This window comes from Bradyrhizobium sp. CCBAU 51765 (genome assembly GCF_015291725.1).
Taxonomy (GTDB): domain Bacteria; phylum Pseudomonadota; class Alphaproteobacteria; order Rhizobiales; family Xanthobacteraceae; genus Bradyrhizobium; species Bradyrhizobium liaoningense.
In genome coordinates this window covers 3,557,584-3,576,231 of sequence record NZ_CP030038.1, presented here as the reverse complement: position 1 = coordinate 3,576,231, position 18,648 = coordinate 3,557,584, and the positions used below count along the sequence as shown (strand labels likewise).

The following is an 18,648-nucleotide window of genomic DNA, read 5'->3' as shown; positions in this document are numbered from 1 at the left end:
CGCGACGGCTCATGGCGAATTGGCCGAACTCGCGGTAAACTGCCCGGCGCCGCCATATGTGGGGTCTGCCGATGCCGAAGAAGGGAATCACGGGCCACGACGAGTGGGTTCTGACCGAGGCGCTCGCAACCGCCCTGGTCGCGCTGGAGCAGCTCGCACCGAAGCACCAGCCGAACGCGCATATGGACGACATCCGCAAGCTGCTCGCGAACGGCAAGGAGCCGGCGGCGGTGAGCCTGCACCTCGCCCAGGCCAAATGCCGCCTGTTTCCCGAGATCGACCCGCTGGAGATCTACCGGGAATACGGCATCGGCGAGGAGTATGGCTGAAGAGGCGCGCTTTAAGGGGTCGCAAGGCCCGGCGCGGGGCAAAGCGCTATTTTTGCGAGGTCTTCAGCAGCGGGCATTCACTCTGGCTCAACGGGAGATAGGCTTCCTCGGCAGGTATTCTCTCGACAACGTCGTAATAGTCCCAGGGCGTCTTCACGTCCGAAGGCTTCCTGACCTCGACGAGATAGAAATCGTGCACCAGCTTGTTGTCAGCGCGCAGCCGCGCGCCAGGCGCATAGAAGTCGTCTACGGGCATTGACCGAATCTGCTCCAGGACAGCATTGGTTTCATCCGTCCCTGCAGCAGCCGCGGCCCTCAGGTATTGCAGGACGGCCGAGTAGACGGCGGCTTGTGGCGCGGTCGGCATTGCGTTGTGAAGGTTGTAGAACCTCTGGGCGAACACCCGCGTCGCCTCGTTGAGCGCCCAGTACCAGGCGGTAACCGTCGTCAACCCCTTGGCCGTTTCGGCGCCCATGGCGTGCACATCGGTCAGGAACATGAGCTCGGCGACGGCCTTCTGAGACCCGGCATTCATTCCGAACTCATTCCATTGCTTCATCGAGGTCACGAGCTGTTCGCCAGCATTGGCGAACGCGACCACTTTGGCCTTCGAGGCCTGGGCCTGGAGCAGGAAAGAGCTGTAGTCGGCATTTCCCAGCGGATGAAAGACCGCGCCGAGCGACTTGGCCCCAGTCGCCGCGAGCACGCGCTGAGATACTTCGACCATATTGCGCCCGAACGCATAGTCGGACGCGATGAAGAACCAGCTGTCGTATCCTTGCGACACCAGCTTTCGGACCGAGCCGGCGACCAGATTGTAATTGTCGTGCAACCACATCAGACCGGTGCGCGAACATTGCTTGCCGCCGATTTCGGTGGTCCCGACCGCCGAGTAGATGACGATCCTGTTCTTGTCGCGCGCGATCGACTGGATGGCGAGCGCGACCGCCGAGTTTCCGACGTCGGCCACCATGTCGACGCCATCCACGTCGAACCATTTGCGGACGATCTGGGCGCCGATATCCGGCTTGTTCTGATGGTCGGCGACGACGATGTCGACCTTCAGTCCCGGCGCGACCTTCTGGAAATCCTGGACTGCCATCTTCGCGGCGACGACGGAGCCGGGTCCGGCAAGGTCGGACAATGGTCCCGCCTGGTCGTTGATGATGCCGATCCGGACGACGTCACCGGAAAAATCGGCGGCCAGGCTCCGTTCGGCGAATGCGACCGGCCCCAGCGTCAGGATGATGCCGAAGACCGACCGGCAAAGTCGGATGTGCCATGACTGCAACGCCGCTACGTGATCCACCATCTTCCCCTTCGCTCTCGCATCGCGACGACTGTCGGCGATGATTGCCTCGAAACGCCGCGCTATCCCTCCTGATGAATGGCTCTCCTGACGAACTCCAGACGCCTCGCCTGCGCGGGCGCGACCAGCTCCTTCATCGCAGCAACGATCGCCGCCGGTGCGGTATCCGGCGAACCGGCTCGGAAAGGCGGTACCGGATTGTACTCCATGCGCAGCTGGATCATTTCCGCAGCCGCGCGGCCTCTCAACATCGAAACCAGCGTGAGCGCGAAGTCGATTCCGGCGGTGATGCCGCCGCCCGTCATGCGATTGCGATCGATGCAGACCCTCTCGCGCGACACCTCGGCTCCGAAGTGCGGCAATGCATCGGTCGCCGTCCAGTGCGTGGCCGCGCGATATCCTTTCAGGAGACCGGCCGCACCGAGAACGAGCGAACCCGTGCAGACCGAAGTCAAATATTTCGCGCCCCGCGCCTGCGCTTTCAGAAACGCAAGCACCTCCTCGTCCAGCATCAGTTCGTCGGTGCCATAGCCGCCCGGGACGCAGATCACGTCGAGTTGCGGGCAATCGGCGAAGGTGACGGTCGGCGTCAGCGCAATCACGGAATCGCTCGGCACGGGCTCGATGCGTTTCCAGATCAGATGCACCGTCACGTCAGGCAGGCTGGAGAAGACCTGGGCGGGACCGGTGAGATCGAGCTGGGTCACGCGGGGAAAAACCAGAAGACCGATCTGTAACGGACCCGACATATCCAACCTCGACATCGCGCTTGACGGTGGCAGCCTGCCATGTTGGCCTTGGGAGCGGAAACGGCGTAATTCCCTCATTTTTGGACGCGTTCATGATCGGCTTCCTGATCTTTCCCGAATTCCAGTTGCTGGATGCCGCCGGCCCGATATCGGTGTTCGAGATCGCAAGACGCCACACGCCGCACGCGCCGCGTGTGATAACGGTTGCCACGAAGGCCGGCGCCGTGCGCAGTTCGTCGGGCACCGAGATGCTCGCGCGCAGCTTGCGATCGGCAAGCTCGGTCACGACGCTTTTCGTTGCAGGTGGCGAAGGCGTCGAGGACGCGGCGCGCTGCAAGACGACGATCGCATTCATTCAGAGATTGGCGCGCCGCGGCGTGCGTCTGGCCAGCGTCTGCTCGGGGGCCTATTTGCTCGCCGAGGCGGGAGTCCTGGATGGTCGTTGCGCGACCACGCATTGGTCCTGCACCCGTGACTTCATCGGACGGTACCCGAAAGTCCGGCTCGAGCCGGACCAGATCTTCACCCGCGATGGCGGCGTGTGGACATCGGCCGGAATCACCGCAGGAATTGATCTGGCGCTCGCCATGATCGCCGAGGACCACGGCGAAGAGATTTCGCAAGCGACCGCTCGGCAGCTGGTGCTGTACCATCGCCGCAGTGGCGTACAATCGCAATTCTCGACCTTGCTCGAACTGAAGACGCCGAACGGGCGCTTCGGCAACCTTCTTTCATGGGTGCGCGAGAATCTGGATGCGCCTCTCACGGTCGAGGCACTTGCCGAGCGCGCAGGCCTGAGTTCACGGCATTTCGTCCGCTCCTTCATCGCCGAAACCGGATCCACGCCAACGAAGGCCGTCGAGCGCTTGCGGGTCGAGGTGGCACGGGAGCGCGTGCAGTCCTCCGGAGAGGCGATCGAGCGCGTCGCTCAAGCCACCGGCTTTCGCGACCCCGAGCGGATGCGCAGAGCCTTCATCCGCGCATTCGGTCAGCCGCCGAAGTCCCTGCGGCGTTCCGCCCGAACTGCATGAGAGCTGCAGTCGACCGGCGCTAGGGCCCGCCCGCGACCGATCCTGCGATCACCATGACCAGCGCACCAAGGTCGATCTTGCCGTTGACGGTCAGCTCCTCCGAGCCCTCCGCGTCTCCCACGCGCTGGACCTTCAGCGCTTGCGGCCGGTCGGCGGCCTGACGCTGCAACTCGCCAACGATCGCTTCCTTGAGCTTCTCTTCCAGCATCGGCGCCTCCTCAGGCCGCCATCGCGCGGCAGGATTGCGCGCATGAGCGGCACATCGCGACGCATTCGTCCATGCCGCCGATCCGCTCGCAATCCTCGGCGCATTCGTTGCAGATCTCGGCGCACTCAGCGCAGGTATGCCGGTGATGCGGCGTGTTGATCAGCATGACATGCGCAGCCGTCCGGCACATCTCGGCGCAGGCCATCATCAGGCGGAAATGCTTCGGCTCGACGTGCTTGCCGCCGGTCTCGAGGCAATGGTTCATCGCCGTGCCGAGGCATGTCCGGTAACAGCTCATGCAGAGATCGATGCAGCGGATCATGTCTTCGGATTGAGCCATCGGTTGTCTCCAATTGCGCGCCCCCTTTCGGTCGACCAAAGCGGAGCAACGCGCTTCGTTCCAGGTTCCGGTCGATTGAGACGGGACAGGCTATGCAAAGCGCTGCGGCAGGCTGTTGTGGATCGTGCAGGCGGCAACCGCCGCGTGGCCGAACGCGACCGCGATCTGGTGCAGGTCGGTGACGACGTCGCCGATGCCGTAAAGCCCATCGATCGACGTGCGCTGTTGGTCGTCGACCTTCAGATAGCCCTCCCCGGTATGCTTGGCGCCCAGCGACACCGCGAGCTGCGAGCGCGCCTCCGCACCCATCGCGGGATAGACAGTGTCGAACTGCGCCGTGCGGCCGTTGGCGAAGACGGCTTCCACGAGTTCGCCTCTCCGCCGCAGACGCAGATCGGGCGCGAACAGGACGTCCACATCCGCCTCGGCCAATCGTGACGTCGCCGCCTGATCGTCATCACGATCCGTTGCGAGCAGCATGACGTCTTTCGAATAGCCGCGCAGGAACAGCGCCTTGCCCGCGGCGCGCGAGAGCGGGCCGATGACGCCGATGCGGCGGCCGGACGCCTCGAAGGCGTCGCAGACGGGGCAGTAGCGCAACAGCCCATCCGCAACGGCAGTGCGCCATTCGTCGAACGGCGGATGGGTATCGACGATGCCGCAGGCGAGAATGACCACAGCGGCCGCATGCGCCCGGCCATTCCAGCTCGCCAGAAAACCCTGATCGTGTCGCTGCAGGCCAGTGACCTCGGCGTCTACGCGCGGGACGGCGAGCTCGTCCAGCTGGACCGACATCCGTTCGATCAGTTCAGTACCGGACAGGCCGTGGACGAAGCCCGGGACATTGTGGCTGCGCGGGATCAGCGCCGCCCGGCTCGCGCCCGCATCCACGAGGCAGACGCTGCGGCGGAATCGCGCCAGATAGATCGCGGCCATCAGCCCGGCCGGACCGCCTCCGACGATCAGGCAATCGAGTGGCATCGCGCCGGTCATTTCGGGTTGGGGTCCGCAAGACCCGTACCGGGCTCCTCGAGGCGCCCGCTCCTTGCAAGCCGGACCGCGTTGCCCAGCGCGCGCGCCACATTCTGCACCTCCTGCTGGAATTCCCTGTCCTCATCGAGATCGCGATGCGAGGTGGCGTATGGCTCCATGTAGCCGACATAGCCGTCGAGCTCGGCGAAGCGCCCCGCCGAGATCAGCTGCATGTCGGTCAGCCAGTCGGACAAGGCCCGGCGCACGCCCTCGGCGCCGACCGCATCGCCGTGAACGACGACGCCGAAATGACGGCCGGCGAGATGGCGCGGATAGGGCCAGCCCTTCAGCTCCATCGCCTTGGCTTCGGTGGCGTTCTTGCCGTGGGTCGAGGTCGGATCGGGATTGCCGCCGTCGGCGCAGACCATGCGGTCCATCATCGCCTTGAGCCCGGCAGGCACGTGATACCAGTGCACCGGAGCCGCGATCAGGATGCCGTGGGCGGCAACCCAGAGCGGATAGATCTCGTTCATCCAGTCGCCGGTCTGACCCAGCGAATGGTTCGGATAGCAGCTGCACGGCCAGTGGCAGAGCGGCATGGCGGTGCCGACGCAGGACTTGCAGAGGTGGATGGTCTTGCCGAATTCCGAGGCGAGGCGCGACAGATCGAGGATGTCGACGGCAAATCCCATCTCGATAAAGACGGGCTCGGCCAGCTTGACCAGCCGCCAGGTCTTGGACATCTCGCCGGGACAGGTGTGCTCGCTGCGGGCCGAGCCGTTGATGATGAGGATGCGCGGCGTCTCGCGCGCATCGTCGTGACGCCGCTGCGCTTCCAGGATCTTTGCGCGCGCCTCGAGCCAGTCGACGGCAAGATCATAGTCGGGGTCGGAGAAGCCTGTCCCGGCCTTCCGCGTCAACGGCGCCTTGCGCGAATGGCTGTAGGCGTCCCAGGCCGCAGCGGTGATGGCATCGAGCTCACGTTGCAGCGGGGCAAAGGCGGGATCGACGAACTGACCCTTGTAGCGCCGCTCGAACTCCTCGCGCGACAGCTTGACGGGCGGCATCCCCTTGCGAACGTCGGCTTCCGTCATGCTGGCTCCTGGCGAAGTCGGTCATCGACCAACCCGGCGCGCAGCCCGCGGTTCCCGCAGCTCTACTGGCGAGCAGCCTCCCGCGGCAGATCGAATTGCGCAATCCGCTGGTCGAGCCGCCACAGCTCGATACGGTGGACCCGCATGAGCGCGGCCGCTTCGCGTTTGGCCTGCTCGTCATCGTCGCAGACCAGATTGATGCATCCGAACACGTGGCCATCCGGATCGATCTGGAATGCGCGGTAATGCTTGATGCTCCCCATTACGGTTGTTCCCGTCTTGGAGAGACGGGTGCGCTCAGCCAGTCTGTCAGGTTCGAGGTCATCTCGTTCTGCTTGGCGCGCCGCAGCAGCATCTCGCGTTCCCTGCCGGGCGGCAGGCTGCGCGCGCGCTCGCGGGCGTTCTCGGCAAAGGCGGCCAACCGCTCCTGGAGCGATTGGGTCTGTTTCCTGCGGTTACGTTTGGCGGTCATTTGGATATTCACATTGGATTTCGGATGGAAGAAAGCTGGCCCCGGCGGGAGGTTGGCGCCGGGGCCCAGGTTGCTCGTCAGTCAAGTCGCTGCCGTTGGGGCGACCCAGTTCCGGAAGCGCATTGGCAGCTTCCGCCGCAACTTGCGGTTCCGGCATTTCAATAAGTTAACGCCGCGCGATTTTGCGCGCGCGACAGGCGCACGACCGATCGATCCGCACTGCGCCGGAACCGAAATGCTGATTCGCATGTTCAAGAACGACTTGAAGGAGGATCATCATGGCAAAAGCAGCATGGAAACGCTCGGGCTCGCCGATCGGCCGCAAGGGACCGCGCAAGGCAAATCCCGCTTACAAGCGCCGCGCGCACGAGCGGTGGACGCCGGCGGATGTGAGCAAGCTGAAGCAGCTTGCGAAAGGCAACACGCCGACCGGCGTGATGAGCATCAAGCTTCAGCGCCCGGTCGCGGCCATCCGCAGCAAGGCGCAACGCGAAGGGATTTCGCTGAGGCCCGTGAACCGCTCGCCCTACAACCGGCGAACCAAAGCGGCGAAGCGGCGTTGATCTCCCGCACCGCCGGGTGACAACCGGACGCAACGAGGAACGATGGACGTGGTGCTCATTTTTCCGGTTTCTGCCCACGACACCAGCGCATTGGTACGCGCCGACATCTAACCCGTTCCCGGCGCGTGCAGCCTGACAGGCTGCACGCTGACGGTCGCAACGCCTAGTCCGGCGGCTGCAGGCCCGGTGACCTCAGCCACTCACTCATCTGAGATCCCGCTTCCGCCTGACGCGCCTTGCGCAACATCTCCTCGCGGGCCACTCCGGGCGGAAGCGAGCTGGCCTGTTCACGCAGCCGCTCCGCCTCGGCGGCGAGGCGCGCTTCCAGGGTCTCTACATGCTTGAACCGATGTCGCGCCGTCATCAGGCGTTCTCCCTGGTGCATGAGGTCGAGCGCGCCGTCGCGTTCTGACGTCGGCGGCCCAGCCGCACAGGTTCACCGACGATCAACGTTCCGGACGGGGAACGGTTGCGCACGTCCGTGAAAAGATCGGAGCTACGGTTCCTCGTTGTCCCGGCGCGCCTTGATCTCCGAGCGCAGCATCGCGCTGTCCATGATGGCCAAACGCAAATCGTTGACGGTTTCGCCATATTGGCCCGCAGCCTTTCTGTGCTGCTCCCGGAGGGCGCGGCTCTCTTCGATAGCACGTGTGGCGCGGGCAAACAGGGCGTCGGGCATCCGCCATCATGCATCGAAGTTCATGGTCGCGCTCTTGCATAAGTTACTCAAATCGCGCCAAGCGCTCAAAAAAGCTTCGCCGACTAACCTGGATCAAGCGTTCACAACCGTTTCGGACGGCTCTTCAACCAGGAAGCAGCGGCCGGAGCGGAAATCGACCGGCACATTCCCCGATTTCGTTGGCCGAAACGCCGCGTCAGGTGTACGGTCACTGCATCATCAGCCGAGGCACTGCCCGTAGGCGCTGGTGGCTGAGAGACCAATGGCGCTCCCGCCTGCATGACCCTGGGAGCGCCTGATGGCGAAGCAGACTCATTTTCCATTGCAGTCCGATCAGAAGCACGTGGCGCAGGTTCGCGAGGCCATCCGCAAGGCGCGAAAGGTTCTGGAGCTTCCCCAGCCGGATACGTTTCTCGGCCGACAGACGCACGAGCCTTTTCCAAGCGAGCAAGGTGACGATGCGCTGGACGGACAGCGTCGCAAGGCATGATTGCGAGCAGGACGGTTTACTGCGCTGAGCGCGTGTCACCGACGAAACGCGTCCAAGCGAAAGAACGCCGGCCTCACCGCGTCGCTTCAGCCGCTCGATACAGTTGCAGATAGCTCGGCGAGTACAGCGCCGCATCCTTGAGCGCATCGAGATTGGGAACGGTCAGCATCCGCTCGCGCAGGATGATCAGACCAGACGCACGCAGCTCCTGAAGAGTCCGATTGAGGTGAACGACAGACAGTCCCGTCGCATCGGCAAGATCCATCTGCGTCACGGGCATGACGCAGGAATTGCCGTCGACCATCCCGACGGGGCGAAGCCGCTCGAACGTTTCGCAGAACAGATGGGCCACGCGCTCGAGCGCAATGCGGCGACCGAGATTGATAGCCCACTCGCGCTGGATGGCGTTGTTGACGAGGGTCTCGCACCAGAACGCCTCCGCGAGCGAGCGATCGCTGGCCATCAGGCTCTCGAATCGCGCGCGCTTGATCTCGCTATAGACCACCGGCGTCATCGTCGCGATGGAATGATCCATCACCGAGAGAAGGAACGCATGCGCGTCGCAGCTCTCCCCCGGGAAGATGAAGTTGACGATCTGGCGCCGGCCGTCCTCGAGCGTCTTGTAGCGGCAGAGCCAGCCCGACAGCACGAGGCGGACGCTGTCGACCGGGTCGCCCTCGGAGATCAGGTCCTCGCCAGATCCGGCGCGGTGAAGGCCTTCGAGCATGGCATATTCGAGCGATGCGCGGGCTGCGGTCGACAATGGCCTGAGCGCGCTCAGCCGGCGAATGACCGGCTCTGCGACGCTGCGTTCAGCCGTCGACAAGGGCATCAGGCGGCCACCACGGGTGTGTGGAAGGCACGCTTGCTCAGGGGAATGATGATGGTGCACTGCAGCCCGGCAGGATTGAATGTCATCATCGTCTGCGCCTTCAACTCGAATGCCAGCGTGCGCTCCAGAAGCTCGGTACCAAATCCCTTTCGCGGCCTCGGAGCCACGGGCGGCCCGCCGCGCTCCCGCCATTCGAACATCAGCTCCGCCGGCTCGGTGCTCTCATCGACGCGCCAGGTCACTTCAATGCGCCCGGCCGGCTGGCTCAGGGCGCCGTATTTGAGCGCATTGGTCGCGAGCTCGTGGATCGCGAGCGCGAAGGTTTCCGCCGCCTTGGGCTGGAAGCGCACCTTCGGCCCCGAGACCCGCATCTGCTCGCCTTCGCGGGCATTGTAGGCAAGGAGCTCCTCGATCACGAGATATTCGAGATCGACGCCACCTTCGGGATCGCGGGTCACCAGCGCCTGGGTGCGGGCAAAGGCGTTCAGCCGGCCGTCGAGATGAGAGGCGTATTCCTCGACGGTAGAACTCGTCTCCGCCGAGCGGCGGGCGATCGACCGCACCACACCGAGCGTGTTCCGAACGCGGTGCTGGAGCTCGGCCAGCAGCAAGCGCTGGCGCTCCTCGGCACGGGTGATGGCGGTCACGTCAACGAAAGTGAGGACGACGCCCGCGATGAAATTGTCGATGCTGCGATAGGGCAGGATGCGCACGATGTAACGCGTGCCGCTGTCCGGCGCGCTCAGCTCGCGTTCGACGCCGGCGAGCGTGCGCAGCACCCGACGGATGTCGTCATAGAGCTCCTCGATCGGGATGCGCGCCTTGATGTGGGCCATGGGCCGGCCCGTGTCCGTCTCGACAAGATGCAGGATCTGCGCGACTGCTGGCGTGAAGTTCATCACGCGCAGATCGTTGTCGAGGAACACAGTCGCGATCTGTGTGCTCTCGAGGAAATTCTTCAGGTCGCTGGTGGCGCGCGTCAATTCCTGGACACGGTGCGCCAGCTCGCCGTTGACGGTCGTCAGCTCCTCGTTGACCGACTGCAATTCCTCGCGCGAGGTCTCCAGCTCCTCGTTTGCAGACTGAAGCTCCTCGTTGAGCGACTGGTATTCCTCGTTCGAGGATTTCAGCTCCTCGTTGCTGCTCTCCAGCTCCTCGATCGTCGCCTGGAGGCGCTCGCGTGTGGCGCGCAGATCGTTTTCGAGGCGCTCAACGTGCTCGGTGCGCACCAGCGCATTCGGATTGCTCTGAATGGCATCGTCGACGCGGGCCGGACCATCCTTGAACAGGACTACGAAATTGCGCTGCCCGCCGTTGCCCTCCTGGACCGGCTCCACGGTGATATCGACCAGCACGCGGTGGCCGTTCTGTCCGAGTTGCACCTGCTCGGCATGGGCTGCTTCGTTGGCCTCGGCGGCGCGGCTGAGCGCGGTGCGCAATTCCAGGCGGAGGTCACGGTGTATGAGCTGGAGCAGGTCGAGCGTGGCGGCGCCCGCCGTCGGCTCGATGTAGCGGCCGGTCCGTCCGGAGAAATGCAGGATGTGGAAATTGTCATCCGTGATGACATAGGCAGGCGCATAGCGCTCCGCGACGCGCTGCGCGCGGCGCTCCAGCCCGACATCGGAGGCGAACGAGCGCACGGGCGAGACCTCGGCCAGCGCCCTGCCCGCCGTCGTCGTGATCGGAAACTCCGGCGGCAGCCGCGTTCCGGTTTCCAGCTTCTTGAAGATGCGCGCCCGGCGGTCGACAGGCACGAACAGCTTCGGGTGCCGCGTCACGTTCTCGGAATTTCCGAGGAACAGGTAGCGGTCCGGCAGCAACGCGAAGTGGAACAGCGGGATCACCCGGTTCTGCAGTTCGGCATTCAGATAGATCAGCAGATTGCGGCAGGAGACGAGGTCGAGCTTGGAGAACGGTGCGTCCTTGATGACGTTGTGCTGCGAGAAGATGCACATCTCACGCAGCTCCTTCACCACGCAATAGGCGTCGCCCTCGCGCACGAACCAGCGCGCCAGGCGCTCGCTGGTCATCTCGGCTTCGATATTGGTGCGGTAGCGGCCGACCCGTGCGGCGGCGAGCGCGCGGCCATCGATGTCGGTGGCGAAGATCTGCACCTGCGGCGCGACATCCATCCTCGCCATATGCTCGCGCAGCAGGATGGCGATCGAATAGGCCTCCTCACCCGTGGCGCAACCGAGCACCCAGACACGAACCTGCTGCGCCGCCCCCTTGCCCTCGAATATCTGCGGTATGATCTGGGTTTCCAGCACCTCGAATTCGCGCTTGTCCCGGAAGAACTCGGTGACGCCGATGAGGAGGTCGTTGAAGAGGTTCTGGGCCTCGTCCTTGTCGTTGCGCAGGAAATCGACATAGGCGTCGATATCGTCGATCTGGATCACCTGCATGCGCCGCTGCACACGGCGCAGGAAGGTGTTCTGCTTGTAGTCGCGGAAATCGTTGCCGGTCTTGGCGCGAAGGATGTCGGCAACTCGCGACAGCGAGGCCGCCGCCCCGGCCAGCACCTCGTCGAATCCCTGCTTCTCGTCCAGGCGCCGCAGGTGACGGGCGTAGACCTGGATGTGCCCGGGGATCTCTTCCGGCGGCAGCACGTAGTCAGCGATCGAAGCCGGCGTGTTGCCGTCGTCCAGATGCGCGGCCTCTTGCGGGCCTGCGACCCTTTCTGCGATCGACAGACCGCCGTGATCCTTCAGCGCCGCCGTGCCGAGCGTACCGTCACCACCGGTCCCGGCAAGAACGACGCCGATGGATTGCTCGGCGCGTTCCTCCGCCAGCGAGACCAGGAACGTGTCGATGTTGGCGTGCTCGCCTGGTGCCTGCTCCGCCTTGCGGATTGCGAACCGGTCGCCCTGGATCGTGGTGATCATCGCCGGCGGGCACAGATAGATCGTGCCACCCTCGATCGCGTGGCCGTCGCCGATGTCGGCAACCTTGCCGCCATTGGACCCCTGCACGATCCCGCGCAGCCGTGGCTCGTCGAGAGCCTCGTGGTGCTGAAGCGCCAGCACGATCGCCTGATCGGCGCCTACGGTCAGCCTGGCAAAAAAGCGCTCGATGCTGTCCAGGGCGCCCGGGGAAGCGCCCACACCTATGATCAGAGGAGTCTTGATCTGGCGCTCTCCTTGGACCGGCTGATCGCCGACTTCATTCATGGCTCTTGTGGCTCTCGTTCGCGCGCCGGACCGATAGGCACCCGGCTCCTGCAAATAGCAGAGATCGATATTACCCCAACAGATCAAACGCAGAAACGTCCCTTAGCCTCCGTCGTCAGCTCCGGCCGACAGCTCCATACTCGTCACACAGCGGTGGGAACCCGCGATATCGATGTCCGTGGAACTCACCGTTCTGATCAGACTCGCCGATCGCGCCGGCGCGGACGCCCGCCGCCTGAGATCGACCGCCGGCGCCGGTACGCCGAGCGGCTGCTCGATGCCCTGGTCGAGCCCAGGGCAGAGCTCAGCAGGCCAGCCACCTCTCCTAACCAGCCTCGACCTCTTGCCGAAGATACTCGACCCGCTGCGCGATCAGGACACGGTGGCGTTCCCATTCGACCAGAGTCTGCTTGAGCAGGCTGACCAACCGCTCCGCCTGGTACGTGTCGTGTCGGCCGGCCAGCAGCTCACGCAACCGATCTTCCTGATCCCGGACGCGCTGCCATCCCTCCTCGATGTCCCGATCCGCCTTCACCAGGAGGCGTTGCTCGGCATCGAGCTGCGCAGTGCGTTCGGCAAGGGAGATGGCCATGGCAATGCCTTCAGGCCTCCCGTTTGCCTACGGAAGGGTCGAGCGACTTTAGCACGGCACGTCGGATCATGTCGGCATATTCGCGGTATTCGAGCGCCCGAGCCTCGTACATCTCGACCACGGCTGCCCGGCCGCTGCGCCGGCCGTCGGCCGCCATGCACTGCACCAGCTCCGCGCGCTCCTCTATGATCCGCAGCGCCACGCGCAGCGCTTCGTCGACGCGCCCTTCCTGCTCCTTGGCAAGCGCATCGGCGGTGAAACCGTGGCCGACCTGGCAGTAAAAGCGCATCGGACGGGCATCATTGACCTCGGACAGCACACCCCCGCAGGCGGGACATGTCAGTGCAACGGGGTCTCCTACCGAGATCAGCTTGTCGCTTCCGATCCGCCCTCCGGCCGCAATCTCGACCTCGAGCCTGATCTCGGGCGGGATCGGCAGCGCGGCTCCGGCCGACTCCCTGACGAGTTCGGTCAGCATGTCACCCATGGCGGCGCCGGGAACGCAGAGGTCGACCGTGGTCGCCCCCATTGCGCGCCGCGGCATCTCGTCGGAGATTGCGTCCGAGGGGTCCTGCACCGCTGCCATCCCGCCGCAGCGCTTGATGGCATCAAGGCCGGCCGCGCCGTCGGACAGCAGCCCGCTGAGAAGCACGCCGATCACGCGCGGGCCGTGATAAAGAGCCGCTGAACGAAACAACGCATCGATTGCCGGACGGACCATGTTCTCGCGCGGGCCACGGCCAAGGAAAATGTGATCCCCGGACAGCAGCAGGTGATGGTCAGGTGCGGCCAGATAGATCTGGCCGGGCTCGATTGTCATGCCGTTCTCGGCCTGCCGGGCCGGAAGCGGGCCGGCACTGCCGACGACCGTCGAGAGAATGCCGATGCCCTGCGCCGGAATGTGCAGCACGACGAAGACGGCGGCCGGCAAGTCCGCGGGCAGACGGCCTAGAATCTGCCTCAGCGGCTGCGTGGCTCCAGCCGAGCCGCCGATAACGATGACGTCGCGATTGCTCATGGAACCTGGCCCCGATTGCATCGTTTGCACCAAACTGGGTTCAAGTCTTATGTTCCTATTTGCCTGAGGGATTGCTGGAGGGATCATGTCCGGTTCGCTCGCATCGTCTCGTCAGCGCGCGCCCCTGGCAGGGCGCCGCATCCTCGTGGTCGAGGACGAATATTTTCTCGCCGACGACATCGGTGCTGCGCTGCGCACACTCGGCGCGGAGATCGCGGGGCCCGTCGGAGACATTGAGGATGCGACGGCGATGCTGCACGGGGATGCAGCACTTGACGGCGCCGTGCTCGACGTCAACATCCGGACCGAGATGATCTTTCCGATCGCCAGGGAGCTCAGGGTGCGCGACGTGCCCTTCGTCTTCACCACCGGGTACGACAAGGTCAGCATCGCGCCGGAATTCCATGACGTACCGCTCTGGGAAAAGCCGATCGATATCGTGGCCATGACGCAGACTCTGGCGGGGCTCGTCGGCGACCGGCGTGCATGACGTGCAACGCGGCACGTCCTCCCCACTTCTCGCATTGGAGAGTGACGTTCGATGATCTACACACCTGATACCGACGTCGACAGGCAGTTGCTCGGCCAGTCGCGCGAGCTGGTGCGCGAGGGCATGGCACTGCTGCGCAGCACCGACCATCTCGTGAGCGGGCTGCGCCTGCGCGATGAGCTGGCGCAAGACCGCCGCAAGCCGCCACACCGGGACAGCCAGATGGCGGGCCGCGCCCGCTCATTTGAGGGCACGCCCGATTGACGATCAGAGCAGATGCGCGAAAGCAATCCAGGCGGTCACCGCCAGGCACAGGATAACCGCGGCGTAAGGTAGCGCCACGCGCAAGACGGCAAGCTCCCCCGGTTCAGCTCATCACCATCCAGATAATTGCCACCATCATCACGAGAAAACCCGTGACCGCAGTCGCGACAAAGGCCTGCTCGATGCGATCCATCGCCATCGCAGCCCCTTTTTGTTTTCAGCCCGTACAAATTGACGGTTTCGAGGCCGCTGCGCATTAGGCTATGTGAATCGGCGGTCTCCTTTGCCGTCCGCAAGACGGTTGGCGCCCCTCCGCGAGACTGCGCCGGCCTTGCCCTATGACCGCGCGGTGCCCGGCTCCGCCATCTTGCGGTGCTGCTTGGCCAGCACCTCGTTCGGCGTGACGTTGGCGACGGTCGTCTGGACCTTGTTCTTCAACCCGGTGACGATGTCGGACTCTCCGCGCAGCATTGCGTCGAATCCGGCCTTGGCGACGTCGAACGCGCTGTCCTTCGTCTCGGTGCCGACCTTGGTGTCCATCATGCCGGCACGGCGGAAGAATTCGGTCTCGGTCGCACCCGGCATCAGGCAGGTGACGGTCACGCCGCTGTCGCGCAACTCCTCACGCAGCGCAAACGAGAATGAATCGAGGAACGCCTTGCTGGCGTTGTAGGCGGCCTGGAAACTGCCCGGCATGAACCCGGCGATCGAGCCGGTGATCAGGATCCGGCCCGCATTGCGGCGAAGCATCTCGTTGCCGACGCGGTGGAGCAGATACAGCGTGCCGGTGATGTTGGTGTCGATGAGGCGTCTCACCCTGGCGAAGTCCTGGTCGAGGAAGGCCCTGCCGAGACCGATGCCGGCATTGGCCAGCAGCGCATCGATCGGCCGGTCGGCGACGGCGTCACAGAGCTTGTCGACGCCCTCGGTGGTGGAGAGATCGGCCTCGACCGGCTCCACGCTGCCGCCGAGCCGGCGCAGATCGACGGCAACCCTTTCGATCTGAGGCTCGTCCGCTGCGATGACGAGGTTGAATCCTGCCTGGGCGCAGCACCTGGCGAGTTCCAGGCCGATACCGGTTGAGGCGCCTGTGACGACGGCGAGTTGATTGGCGGGCATGCGCACATCCTTGAAATCCGGGTCTTGGAATTGAGGTGATGACGCTCAATCGCCGCCCTGCTCCCTCGTTCCTATTTGCGCAGTGCGAAGAATTTGCGCGGGGCGATAGCAACCATCGTTCATTCCTGGACTTGGATGCCACGTGGTTCAAACCGGGAGGACGGACGATGAAGGCGCTGGTCTGGCACGGCAAGGAGGACATCCGGTGCGACACCGTCACCGATCCGGAGATCCAGGATCCGCGCGATGCCATCATCAAGGTCACGAGCTGCGCCATCTGCGGCTCCGACCTGCACCTCTTCCACAATTTCATTCCCGGCATGCTGCCCGGCGACATCATGGGCCACGAGACCATGGGCGAAGTGGTCGAGGTCGGCCCGGGCGTCGATGGCAAGCTGAAGAAGGGCGACCGAATCGTCGTGCCGTTCACGATCATTTGCGGCGAATGCGACCAGTGCAAGCGTGGTAATTTCTCGGTCTGCGAGACCACGAACCGCAAGCGTCATCTGGCCGACAAGGTGTTCGGACACGGCACGGCTGGCCTGTTCGGCTACACCCATCTCACCGGCGGCTATCCCGGCGGCCAGGCCGAATATCTGCGCGTGCCCTATGCCGACGCGACCCACATCAAGGTGCCCGCAGGCATCCCCGACGAGCAATTGCTGTTCCTCAGCGACATCTTCCCGACCGGCTGGCAGGCCGCCGTGCAATGCGATATCGAGCCGACCGACACGGTGGCGATCTGGGGCTGCGGCCCGGTCGGCCAGATGGCGATCCGCAGCGCCATCCTGCTCGGCGCCAACCAGGTGATCGCGATCGACTGCCTGCCCGAGCGGCTCAGCATGGCCGAGGCCGGCGGCGCCACCACGATCAATTTCGAGACCGAGAGCGTGGTGGGGCGGCTGAACGAGCTCACCGACGGCAAGGGCCCGGAAAAATGCATCGACTGCGTCGGCATGGAATCGCATGTGATGGCTTCGCTGCCCGACACCCTGCTCGACCGCGCCAAGCAGATGGTGATGGCGGAGAGCGACCGGCCTCACGTGCTGCGCGAGATGATCTATGTCTGCCGTCCCGGCGGCATCATCTCCGTGCCGGGCGTGTACAGCGGCCTGTCCGACATGCTGCCCATGGGCGCCTTCATGAACAAGGGCCTGACGATGCGGACCGGCCAGACCCACGTCAACCGCTGGACCGACGACCTGCTCCGCCGCATCGAAGACGGCGAGATCGACCCGTCCTTCGTCATCACCCACACCGTCCCGCTCGAACAGGGACCGGAGATGTACCAGGTGTTTCGCGACAAGCGGGATTCCTGCGTCAAGGTCGTGCTGAAGCCCTGAAGGAGCAAATCCATGTTTCATTTCTCCAACATCGTGCGCACCAAGGGCGACCCGAAGATCATCGAGGGCGGACCGAGCCTGAAGCAGCCCGCGGACCAGCTCGCGCGCGCGCGCTCGGCTGGTTCAGCATCGGCCTCGGTGTCGTCGAGCTCTTCGCGCCAAGGCGCGTCACGCGCACGCTGGGCATGGAAGGCCGCGAGACGCTGGTGCGCGCCTTCGGCGTACGCGAGATCATGGCCGGGATCATGTCGCTCTCGGTCGAGAAGAACGCCGGCCTGTGGGCCCGTGTCGGCGGCGACGGCCTCGATGCCGCCGCGCTGCTGTCAGGGCTGACGTCGGATAATCCCAAGAAGGGCAATATCGCGCTCGCACTGCTGATGGTCGGCGGCATCGCCATGCTCGACTACCGCGCCGCGCAGGACACCAAGCCCCGCCGCCCGCCGCGCGATGCACGGCGCAAGCTCTATCCGAGCCGCAGCGGTTTCCCCAAGGGCATCGAGAGCGTCCGAACTGCGGCAAGGCAGATCGCAGCGCATGCCGGGCATAACGAGGTGAAGCAAGGCGATGAGCGCCGGGTTCCGTGACGAAACGGCTCCGGGGCAACGAAGGCGTGATCATCGCGCTCGAGCCTCGGTGACGGCCGAGACCGCCGTCGCTTGACCCATCTCAAAGGGCACCGGGTGCGCATTGCCTTCGCGATTTGCGGATCGTATCCCGCTTCGCTTCCTACTCCCGCCAGAAGTCGGCCAGCTCTTCCGCTGTCACCAGGTCGACCTGGCCGTGAAAGCGAGTGCGATACATCGTCATGAGCGCATCGTGCCCGACGTCCGACGAGCTGCACAGCGCGTCCTCGACGATGACGACCCTGAAGCCGAGATCGACGGCGCTCAGGACCGTCGAAAGCACGCAGACGTCCGTCTCCGCGCCTGATATCACGACAGTACCGATCTTCTTTTCGACCAGGAGGCTCGCGAGACCGGGATTGCTGAAGGCCGAATAAGCCGGTTTGTCGATGACGGCCGCCGGCGGAACGAAGCGGTTCAAGGACGGCACAAGCTCGAGGGCGGACTGCGGCAGATGCCTGCGGGTCGCCTGGTGCCAGCGACGAAAATAGCTCTGCCACTGCCCCGGACGATCCTCCGGATCCTGCGGGGCGATAAAGCGCGTGAACATCGTTCTCGCCGGATTGCGCGAGACGACCGAAACGATCGTCGGGAGGACACGCTCCATCCAGGGCGTCGCCCAAAGGCCGCCGGGAGCGAAGATGTTCTGCATGTCGATGCACAAGTGAACGGCGTCTCTGATGTCGGCGACATCCGATGTGCTGTCCCTCATCGTCCTCCATCCCTGACCGATTGCGGGCCCCGCACCCAAAACCCGAAATGCCATCGCAAGTTCCTAGGCGCCCGCAACCTCGCACCGGCTCGCGCGTCATGACGGGACGCAGGACGGGCATCCATGCACGGCTCTCATCCCGGCGATCGCGCATCGCCCCCCGCGGCCACGGCAGGATGCCAAGACTAACCTCGAGCGCTGCCGCTCAAACACATGGCCAATCCGGCCCGATCGCTGACGCAACAGGCG

General features: G+C 64.6%; 23 protein-coding genes and 1 pseudogene. 8 read left to right on the top strand and 16 right to left on the bottom strand.

What is annotated here, in order from left to right:
• Positions 1-71: 71 nt before the first annotated feature.
• Positions 72-329 (top strand): hypothetical protein, encoded by a 258-nt coding sequence (locus tag XH96_RS17135; RefSeq protein ID WP_193374346.1) that lies wholly within the window; start codon positions 72-74, stop codon positions 327-329.
• Positions 330-375: 46 nt separating this feature from the next.
• Here XH96_RS17135 and XH96_RS17130 read toward each other — a convergent pair whose 3' ends face one another.
• Both XH96_RS17130 and XH96_RS17125 read right to left on the bottom strand, forming a co-directional pair.
• Entirely contained in the window at positions 376-1,641 is a 1,266-nt protein-coding gene (locus XH96_RS17130) for an ABC transporter substrate-binding protein (RefSeq protein WP_246790114.1), read from the bottom strand.
• A gap of 59 nt (positions 1,642-1,700) precedes the next feature.
• Complete coding sequence (locus XH96_RS17125) at positions 1,701-2,387, bottom strand: DJ-1/PfpI family protein (protein ID WP_194393484.1); 687 nt, start codon at positions 2,385-2,387, stop codon at positions 1,701-1,703.
• A 92-nt stretch (positions 2,388-2,479) separates the two neighbouring features.
• Between XH96_RS17125 and XH96_RS17120 the strand changes: the two genes are divergently transcribed.
• Positions 2,480-3,418, top strand: a complete 939-nt coding sequence (locus tag XH96_RS17120; RefSeq protein WP_194394163.1) for a GlxA family transcriptional regulator — start codon at positions 2,480-2,482, stop codon at positions 3,416-3,418.
• 19 nt (positions 3,419-3,437) lie between these two features.
• Here the strand turns inward: XH96_RS17120 and XH96_RS17115 are convergent, their stop codons facing one another.
• The 6 genes from XH96_RS17115 to XH96_RS17090 form a co-directional block, all read right to left on the bottom strand.
• Positions 3,438-3,626, bottom strand: coding sequence for a hypothetical protein (locus tag XH96_RS17115; RefSeq protein WP_194393483.1), 189 nt, complete (start codon positions 3,624-3,626; stop codon positions 3,438-3,440).
• 10 nt (positions 3,627-3,636) lie between these two features.
• Positions 3,637-3,966, bottom strand: coding sequence for a four-helix bundle copper-binding protein (locus XH96_RS17110; RefSeq protein ID WP_194393482.1), 330 nt, complete (start codon positions 3,964-3,966; stop codon positions 3,637-3,639).
• Between the two features lie 90 nt (positions 3,967-4,056).
• Positions 4,057-4,959, bottom strand: a complete 903-nt coding sequence (locus XH96_RS17105) for an NAD(P)/FAD-dependent oxidoreductase (protein ID WP_246790112.1) — start codon at positions 4,957-4,959, stop codon at positions 4,057-4,059.
• Entirely contained in the window at positions 4,956-6,032 is a 1,077-nt protein-coding gene (locus XH96_RS17100) for a flavodoxin family protein (RefSeq protein WP_194393481.1), read from the bottom strand. Before XH96_RS17100 ends, XH96_RS17105 begins: the two co-directional genes overlap by 4 nt.
• Before the next feature lie 62 nt (positions 6,033-6,094).
• Positions 6,095-6,295 (bottom strand): hypothetical protein, encoded by a 201-nt coding sequence (locus XH96_RS17095; protein ID WP_194393480.1) that lies wholly within the window; start codon positions 6,293-6,295, stop codon positions 6,095-6,097.
• Positions 6,295-6,504: a hypothetical protein gene (locus tag XH96_RS17090; RefSeq protein ID WP_194393479.1), complete on the bottom strand. Its 210-nt coding sequence runs from the start codon at positions 6,502-6,504 to the stop codon at positions 6,295-6,297. The genes XH96_RS17095 and XH96_RS17090 overlap by 1 nt, the downstream gene beginning before the upstream one ends.
• A gap of 278 nt (positions 6,505-6,782) precedes the next feature.
• Between XH96_RS17090 and XH96_RS17085 the strand changes: the two genes are divergently transcribed.
• Positions 6,783-7,067 (top strand): hypothetical protein, encoded by a 285-nt coding sequence (locus tag XH96_RS17085; RefSeq protein ID WP_194393478.1) that lies wholly within the window; start codon positions 6,783-6,785, stop codon positions 7,065-7,067.
• Positions 7,068-7,230: 163 nt separating this feature from the next.
• On the opposite strand, the gene XH96_RS17080 is transcribed toward XH96_RS17085, so the two are convergent.
• Positions 7,231-7,431, bottom strand: coding sequence for a hypothetical protein (locus tag XH96_RS17080; RefSeq protein ID WP_194393477.1), 201 nt, complete (start codon positions 7,429-7,431; stop codon positions 7,231-7,233).
• A gap of 132 nt (positions 7,432-7,563) precedes the next feature.
• Positions 7,564-7,746 (bottom strand): hypothetical protein, encoded by a 183-nt coding sequence (locus tag XH96_RS17075; protein ID WP_194393476.1) that lies wholly within the window; start codon positions 7,744-7,746, stop codon positions 7,564-7,566.
• A 298-nt stretch (positions 7,747-8,044) separates the two neighbouring features.
• On the opposite strand from XH96_RS17075, the gene XH96_RS17070 reads away from it, so the two are divergent.
• Positions 8,045-8,236: a hypothetical protein gene (locus XH96_RS17070; RefSeq protein WP_194393475.1), complete on the top strand. Its 192-nt coding sequence runs from the start codon at positions 8,045-8,047 to the stop codon at positions 8,234-8,236.
• A gap of 73 nt (positions 8,237-8,309) precedes the next feature.
• Here XH96_RS17070 and XH96_RS17065 read toward each other — a convergent pair whose 3' ends face one another.
• The 4 genes from XH96_RS17065 to XH96_RS17050 form a co-directional block, all read right to left on the bottom strand.
• Positions 8,310-9,068, bottom strand: coding sequence for a Crp/Fnr family transcriptional regulator (locus tag XH96_RS17065; RefSeq protein WP_194393474.1), 759 nt, complete (start codon positions 9,066-9,068; stop codon positions 8,310-8,312).
• Complete coding sequence (locus tag XH96_RS17060) at positions 9,068-12,238, bottom strand: CheR family methyltransferase (RefSeq protein ID WP_194393473.1); 3,171 nt, start codon at positions 12,236-12,238, stop codon at positions 9,068-9,070. Before XH96_RS17060 ends, XH96_RS17065 begins: the two co-directional genes overlap by 1 nt.
• A 325-nt stretch (positions 12,239-12,563) precedes the next feature.
• Entirely contained in the window at positions 12,564-12,830 is a 267-nt protein-coding gene (locus tag XH96_RS17055; protein WP_194393472.1) for a hypothetical protein, read from the bottom strand.
• A 10-nt stretch (positions 12,831-12,840) separates the two neighbouring features.
• Entirely contained in the window at positions 12,841-13,848 is a 1,008-nt protein-coding gene (locus tag XH96_RS17050; RefSeq protein WP_194393471.1) for a chemotaxis protein CheB, read from the bottom strand.
• Between the two features lie 85 nt (positions 13,849-13,933).
• On the opposite strand from XH96_RS17050, the gene XH96_RS17045 reads away from it, so the two are divergent.
• Both XH96_RS17045 and XH96_RS17040 read left to right on the top strand, forming a co-directional pair.
• Positions 13,934-14,338, top strand: a complete 405-nt coding sequence (locus XH96_RS17045; protein ID WP_194393470.1) for a response regulator — start codon at positions 13,934-13,936, stop codon at positions 14,336-14,338.
• A gap of 51 nt (positions 14,339-14,389) precedes the next feature.
• Positions 14,390-14,602: a hypothetical protein gene (locus tag XH96_RS17040; RefSeq protein ID WP_194393469.1), complete on the top strand. Its 213-nt coding sequence runs from the start codon at positions 14,390-14,392 to the stop codon at positions 14,600-14,602.
• A 336-nt stretch (positions 14,603-14,938) separates the two neighbouring features.
• Here the strand turns inward: XH96_RS17040 and XH96_RS17035 are convergent, their stop codons facing one another.
• The gene (locus XH96_RS17035) at positions 14,939-15,721 is read right to left on the bottom strand and encodes an SDR family oxidoreductase (protein WP_194393468.1); all 783 of its coding nucleotides are present in this window, start codon (positions 15,719-15,721) and stop codon (positions 14,939-14,941) included.
• 167 nt (positions 15,722-15,888) lie between these two features.
• Between XH96_RS17035 and XH96_RS17030 the strand changes: the two genes are divergently transcribed.
• Both XH96_RS17030 and XH96_RS17025 read left to right on the top strand, forming a co-directional pair.
• Complete coding sequence (locus XH96_RS17030) at positions 15,889-17,064, top strand: zinc-dependent alcohol dehydrogenase (protein WP_194393467.1); 1,176 nt, start codon at positions 15,889-15,891, stop codon at positions 17,062-17,064.
• A gap of 12 nt (positions 17,065-17,076) precedes the next feature.
• Positions 17,077-17,648: pseudogene (locus XH96_RS17025) on the top strand (hypothetical protein).
• A gap of 142 nt (positions 17,649-17,790) precedes the next feature.
• Here the strand turns inward: XH96_RS17025 and XH96_RS17020 are convergent.
• Positions 17,791-18,399 carry a cysteine hydrolase family protein gene (locus XH96_RS17020; protein ID WP_194393466.1) on the bottom strand — a complete coding sequence of 203 codons (609 nt, stop codon included), beginning with the start codon at positions 18,397-18,399 and terminating at the stop codon, positions 17,791-17,793.
• Positions 18,400-18,648: the final 249 nt, after the last annotated feature.

Excerpts from the sequence above, each read along its gene's own strand:
- XH96_RS17135 (WP_193374346.1), top strand. The coding sequence starts at position 72 with ATGCCGAAGAAGGGAATCACGGGCCACGACGAGTGGGTTCTGACCGAG.
- XH96_RS17100 (WP_194393481.1), bottom strand. The coding sequence starts at position 6,032 with ATGACGGAAGCCGACGTTCGCAAGGGGATGCCGCCCGTCAAGCTGTCG.
- XH96_RS17125 (WP_194393484.1), bottom strand. The coding sequence starts at position 2,387 with ATGTCGGGTCCGTTACAGATCGGTCTTCTGGTTTTTCCCCGCGTGACC.
- XH96_RS17020 (WP_194393466.1), bottom strand. The coding sequence starts at position 18,399 with ATGAGGGACAGCACATCGGATGTCGCCGACATCAGAGACGCCGTTCAC.
- XH96_RS17045 (WP_194393470.1), top strand. The coding sequence starts at position 13,934 with ATGTCCGGTTCGCTCGCATCGTCTCGTCAGCGCGCGCCCCTGGCAGGG.
- XH96_RS17060 (WP_194393473.1), bottom strand. The coding sequence starts at position 12,238 with ATGAATGAAGTCGGCGATCAGCCGGTCCAAGGAGAGCGCCAGATCAAG.
- XH96_RS17110 (WP_194393482.1), bottom strand. The coding sequence starts at position 3,966 with ATGGCTCAATCCGAAGACATGATCCGCTGCATCGATCTCTGCATGAGC.
- XH96_RS17085 (WP_194393478.1), top strand. The coding sequence starts at position 6,783 with ATGGCAAAAGCAGCATGGAAACGCTCGGGCTCGCCGATCGGCCGCAAG.
- XH96_RS17055 (WP_194393472.1), bottom strand. The coding sequence starts at position 12,830 with ATGGCCATCTCCCTTGCCGAACGCACTGCGCAGCTCGATGCCGAGCAA.
- XH96_RS17050 (WP_194393471.1), bottom strand. The coding sequence starts at position 13,848 with ATGAGCAATCGCGACGTCATCGTTATCGGCGGCTCGGCTGGAGCCACG.
- XH96_RS17120 (WP_194394163.1), top strand. The coding sequence starts at position 2,480 with ATGATCGGCTTCCTGATCTTTCCCGAATTCCAGTTGCTGGATGCCGCC.
- XH96_RS17030 (WP_194393467.1), top strand. The coding sequence starts at position 15,889 with ATGAAGGCGCTGGTCTGGCACGGCAAGGAGGACATCCGGTGCGACACC.
- XH96_RS17040 (WP_194393469.1), top strand. The coding sequence starts at position 14,390 with ATGATCTACACACCTGATACCGACGTCGACAGGCAGTTGCTCGGCCAG.
- XH96_RS17075 (WP_194393476.1), bottom strand. The coding sequence starts at position 7,746 with ATGCCCGACGCCCTGTTTGCCCGCGCCACACGTGCTATCGAAGAGAGC.
- XH96_RS17070 (WP_194393475.1), top strand. The coding sequence starts at position 8,045 with ATGGCGAAGCAGACTCATTTTCCATTGCAGTCCGATCAGAAGCACGTG.
- XH96_RS17090 (WP_194393479.1), bottom strand. The coding sequence starts at position 6,504 with ATGACCGCCAAACGTAACCGCAGGAAACAGACCCAATCGCTCCAGGAG.
- XH96_RS17065 (WP_194393474.1), bottom strand. The coding sequence starts at position 9,068 with ATGCCCTTGTCGACGGCTGAACGCAGCGTCGCAGAGCCGGTCATTCGC.
- XH96_RS17095 (WP_194393480.1), bottom strand. The coding sequence starts at position 6,295 with ATGGGGAGCATCAAGCATTACCGCGCATTCCAGATCGATCCGGATGGC.
- XH96_RS17035 (WP_194393468.1), bottom strand. The coding sequence starts at position 15,721 with ATGCCCGCCAATCAACTCGCCGTCGTCACAGGCGCCTCAACCGGTATC.
- XH96_RS17080 (WP_194393477.1), bottom strand. The coding sequence starts at position 7,431 with ATGACGGCGCGACATCGGTTCAAGCATGTAGAGACCCTGGAAGCGCGC.
- XH96_RS17115 (WP_194393483.1), bottom strand. The coding sequence starts at position 3,626 with ATGCTGGAAGAGAAGCTCAAGGAAGCGATCGTTGGCGAGTTGCAGCGT.
- XH96_RS17105 (WP_246790112.1), bottom strand. The coding sequence starts at position 4,959 with ATGACCGGCGCGATGCCACTCGATTGCCTGATCGTCGGAGGCGGTCCG.
- XH96_RS17130 (WP_246790114.1), bottom strand. The coding sequence starts at position 1,641 with ATGGTGGATCACGTAGCGGCGTTGCAGTCATGGCACATCCGACTTTGC.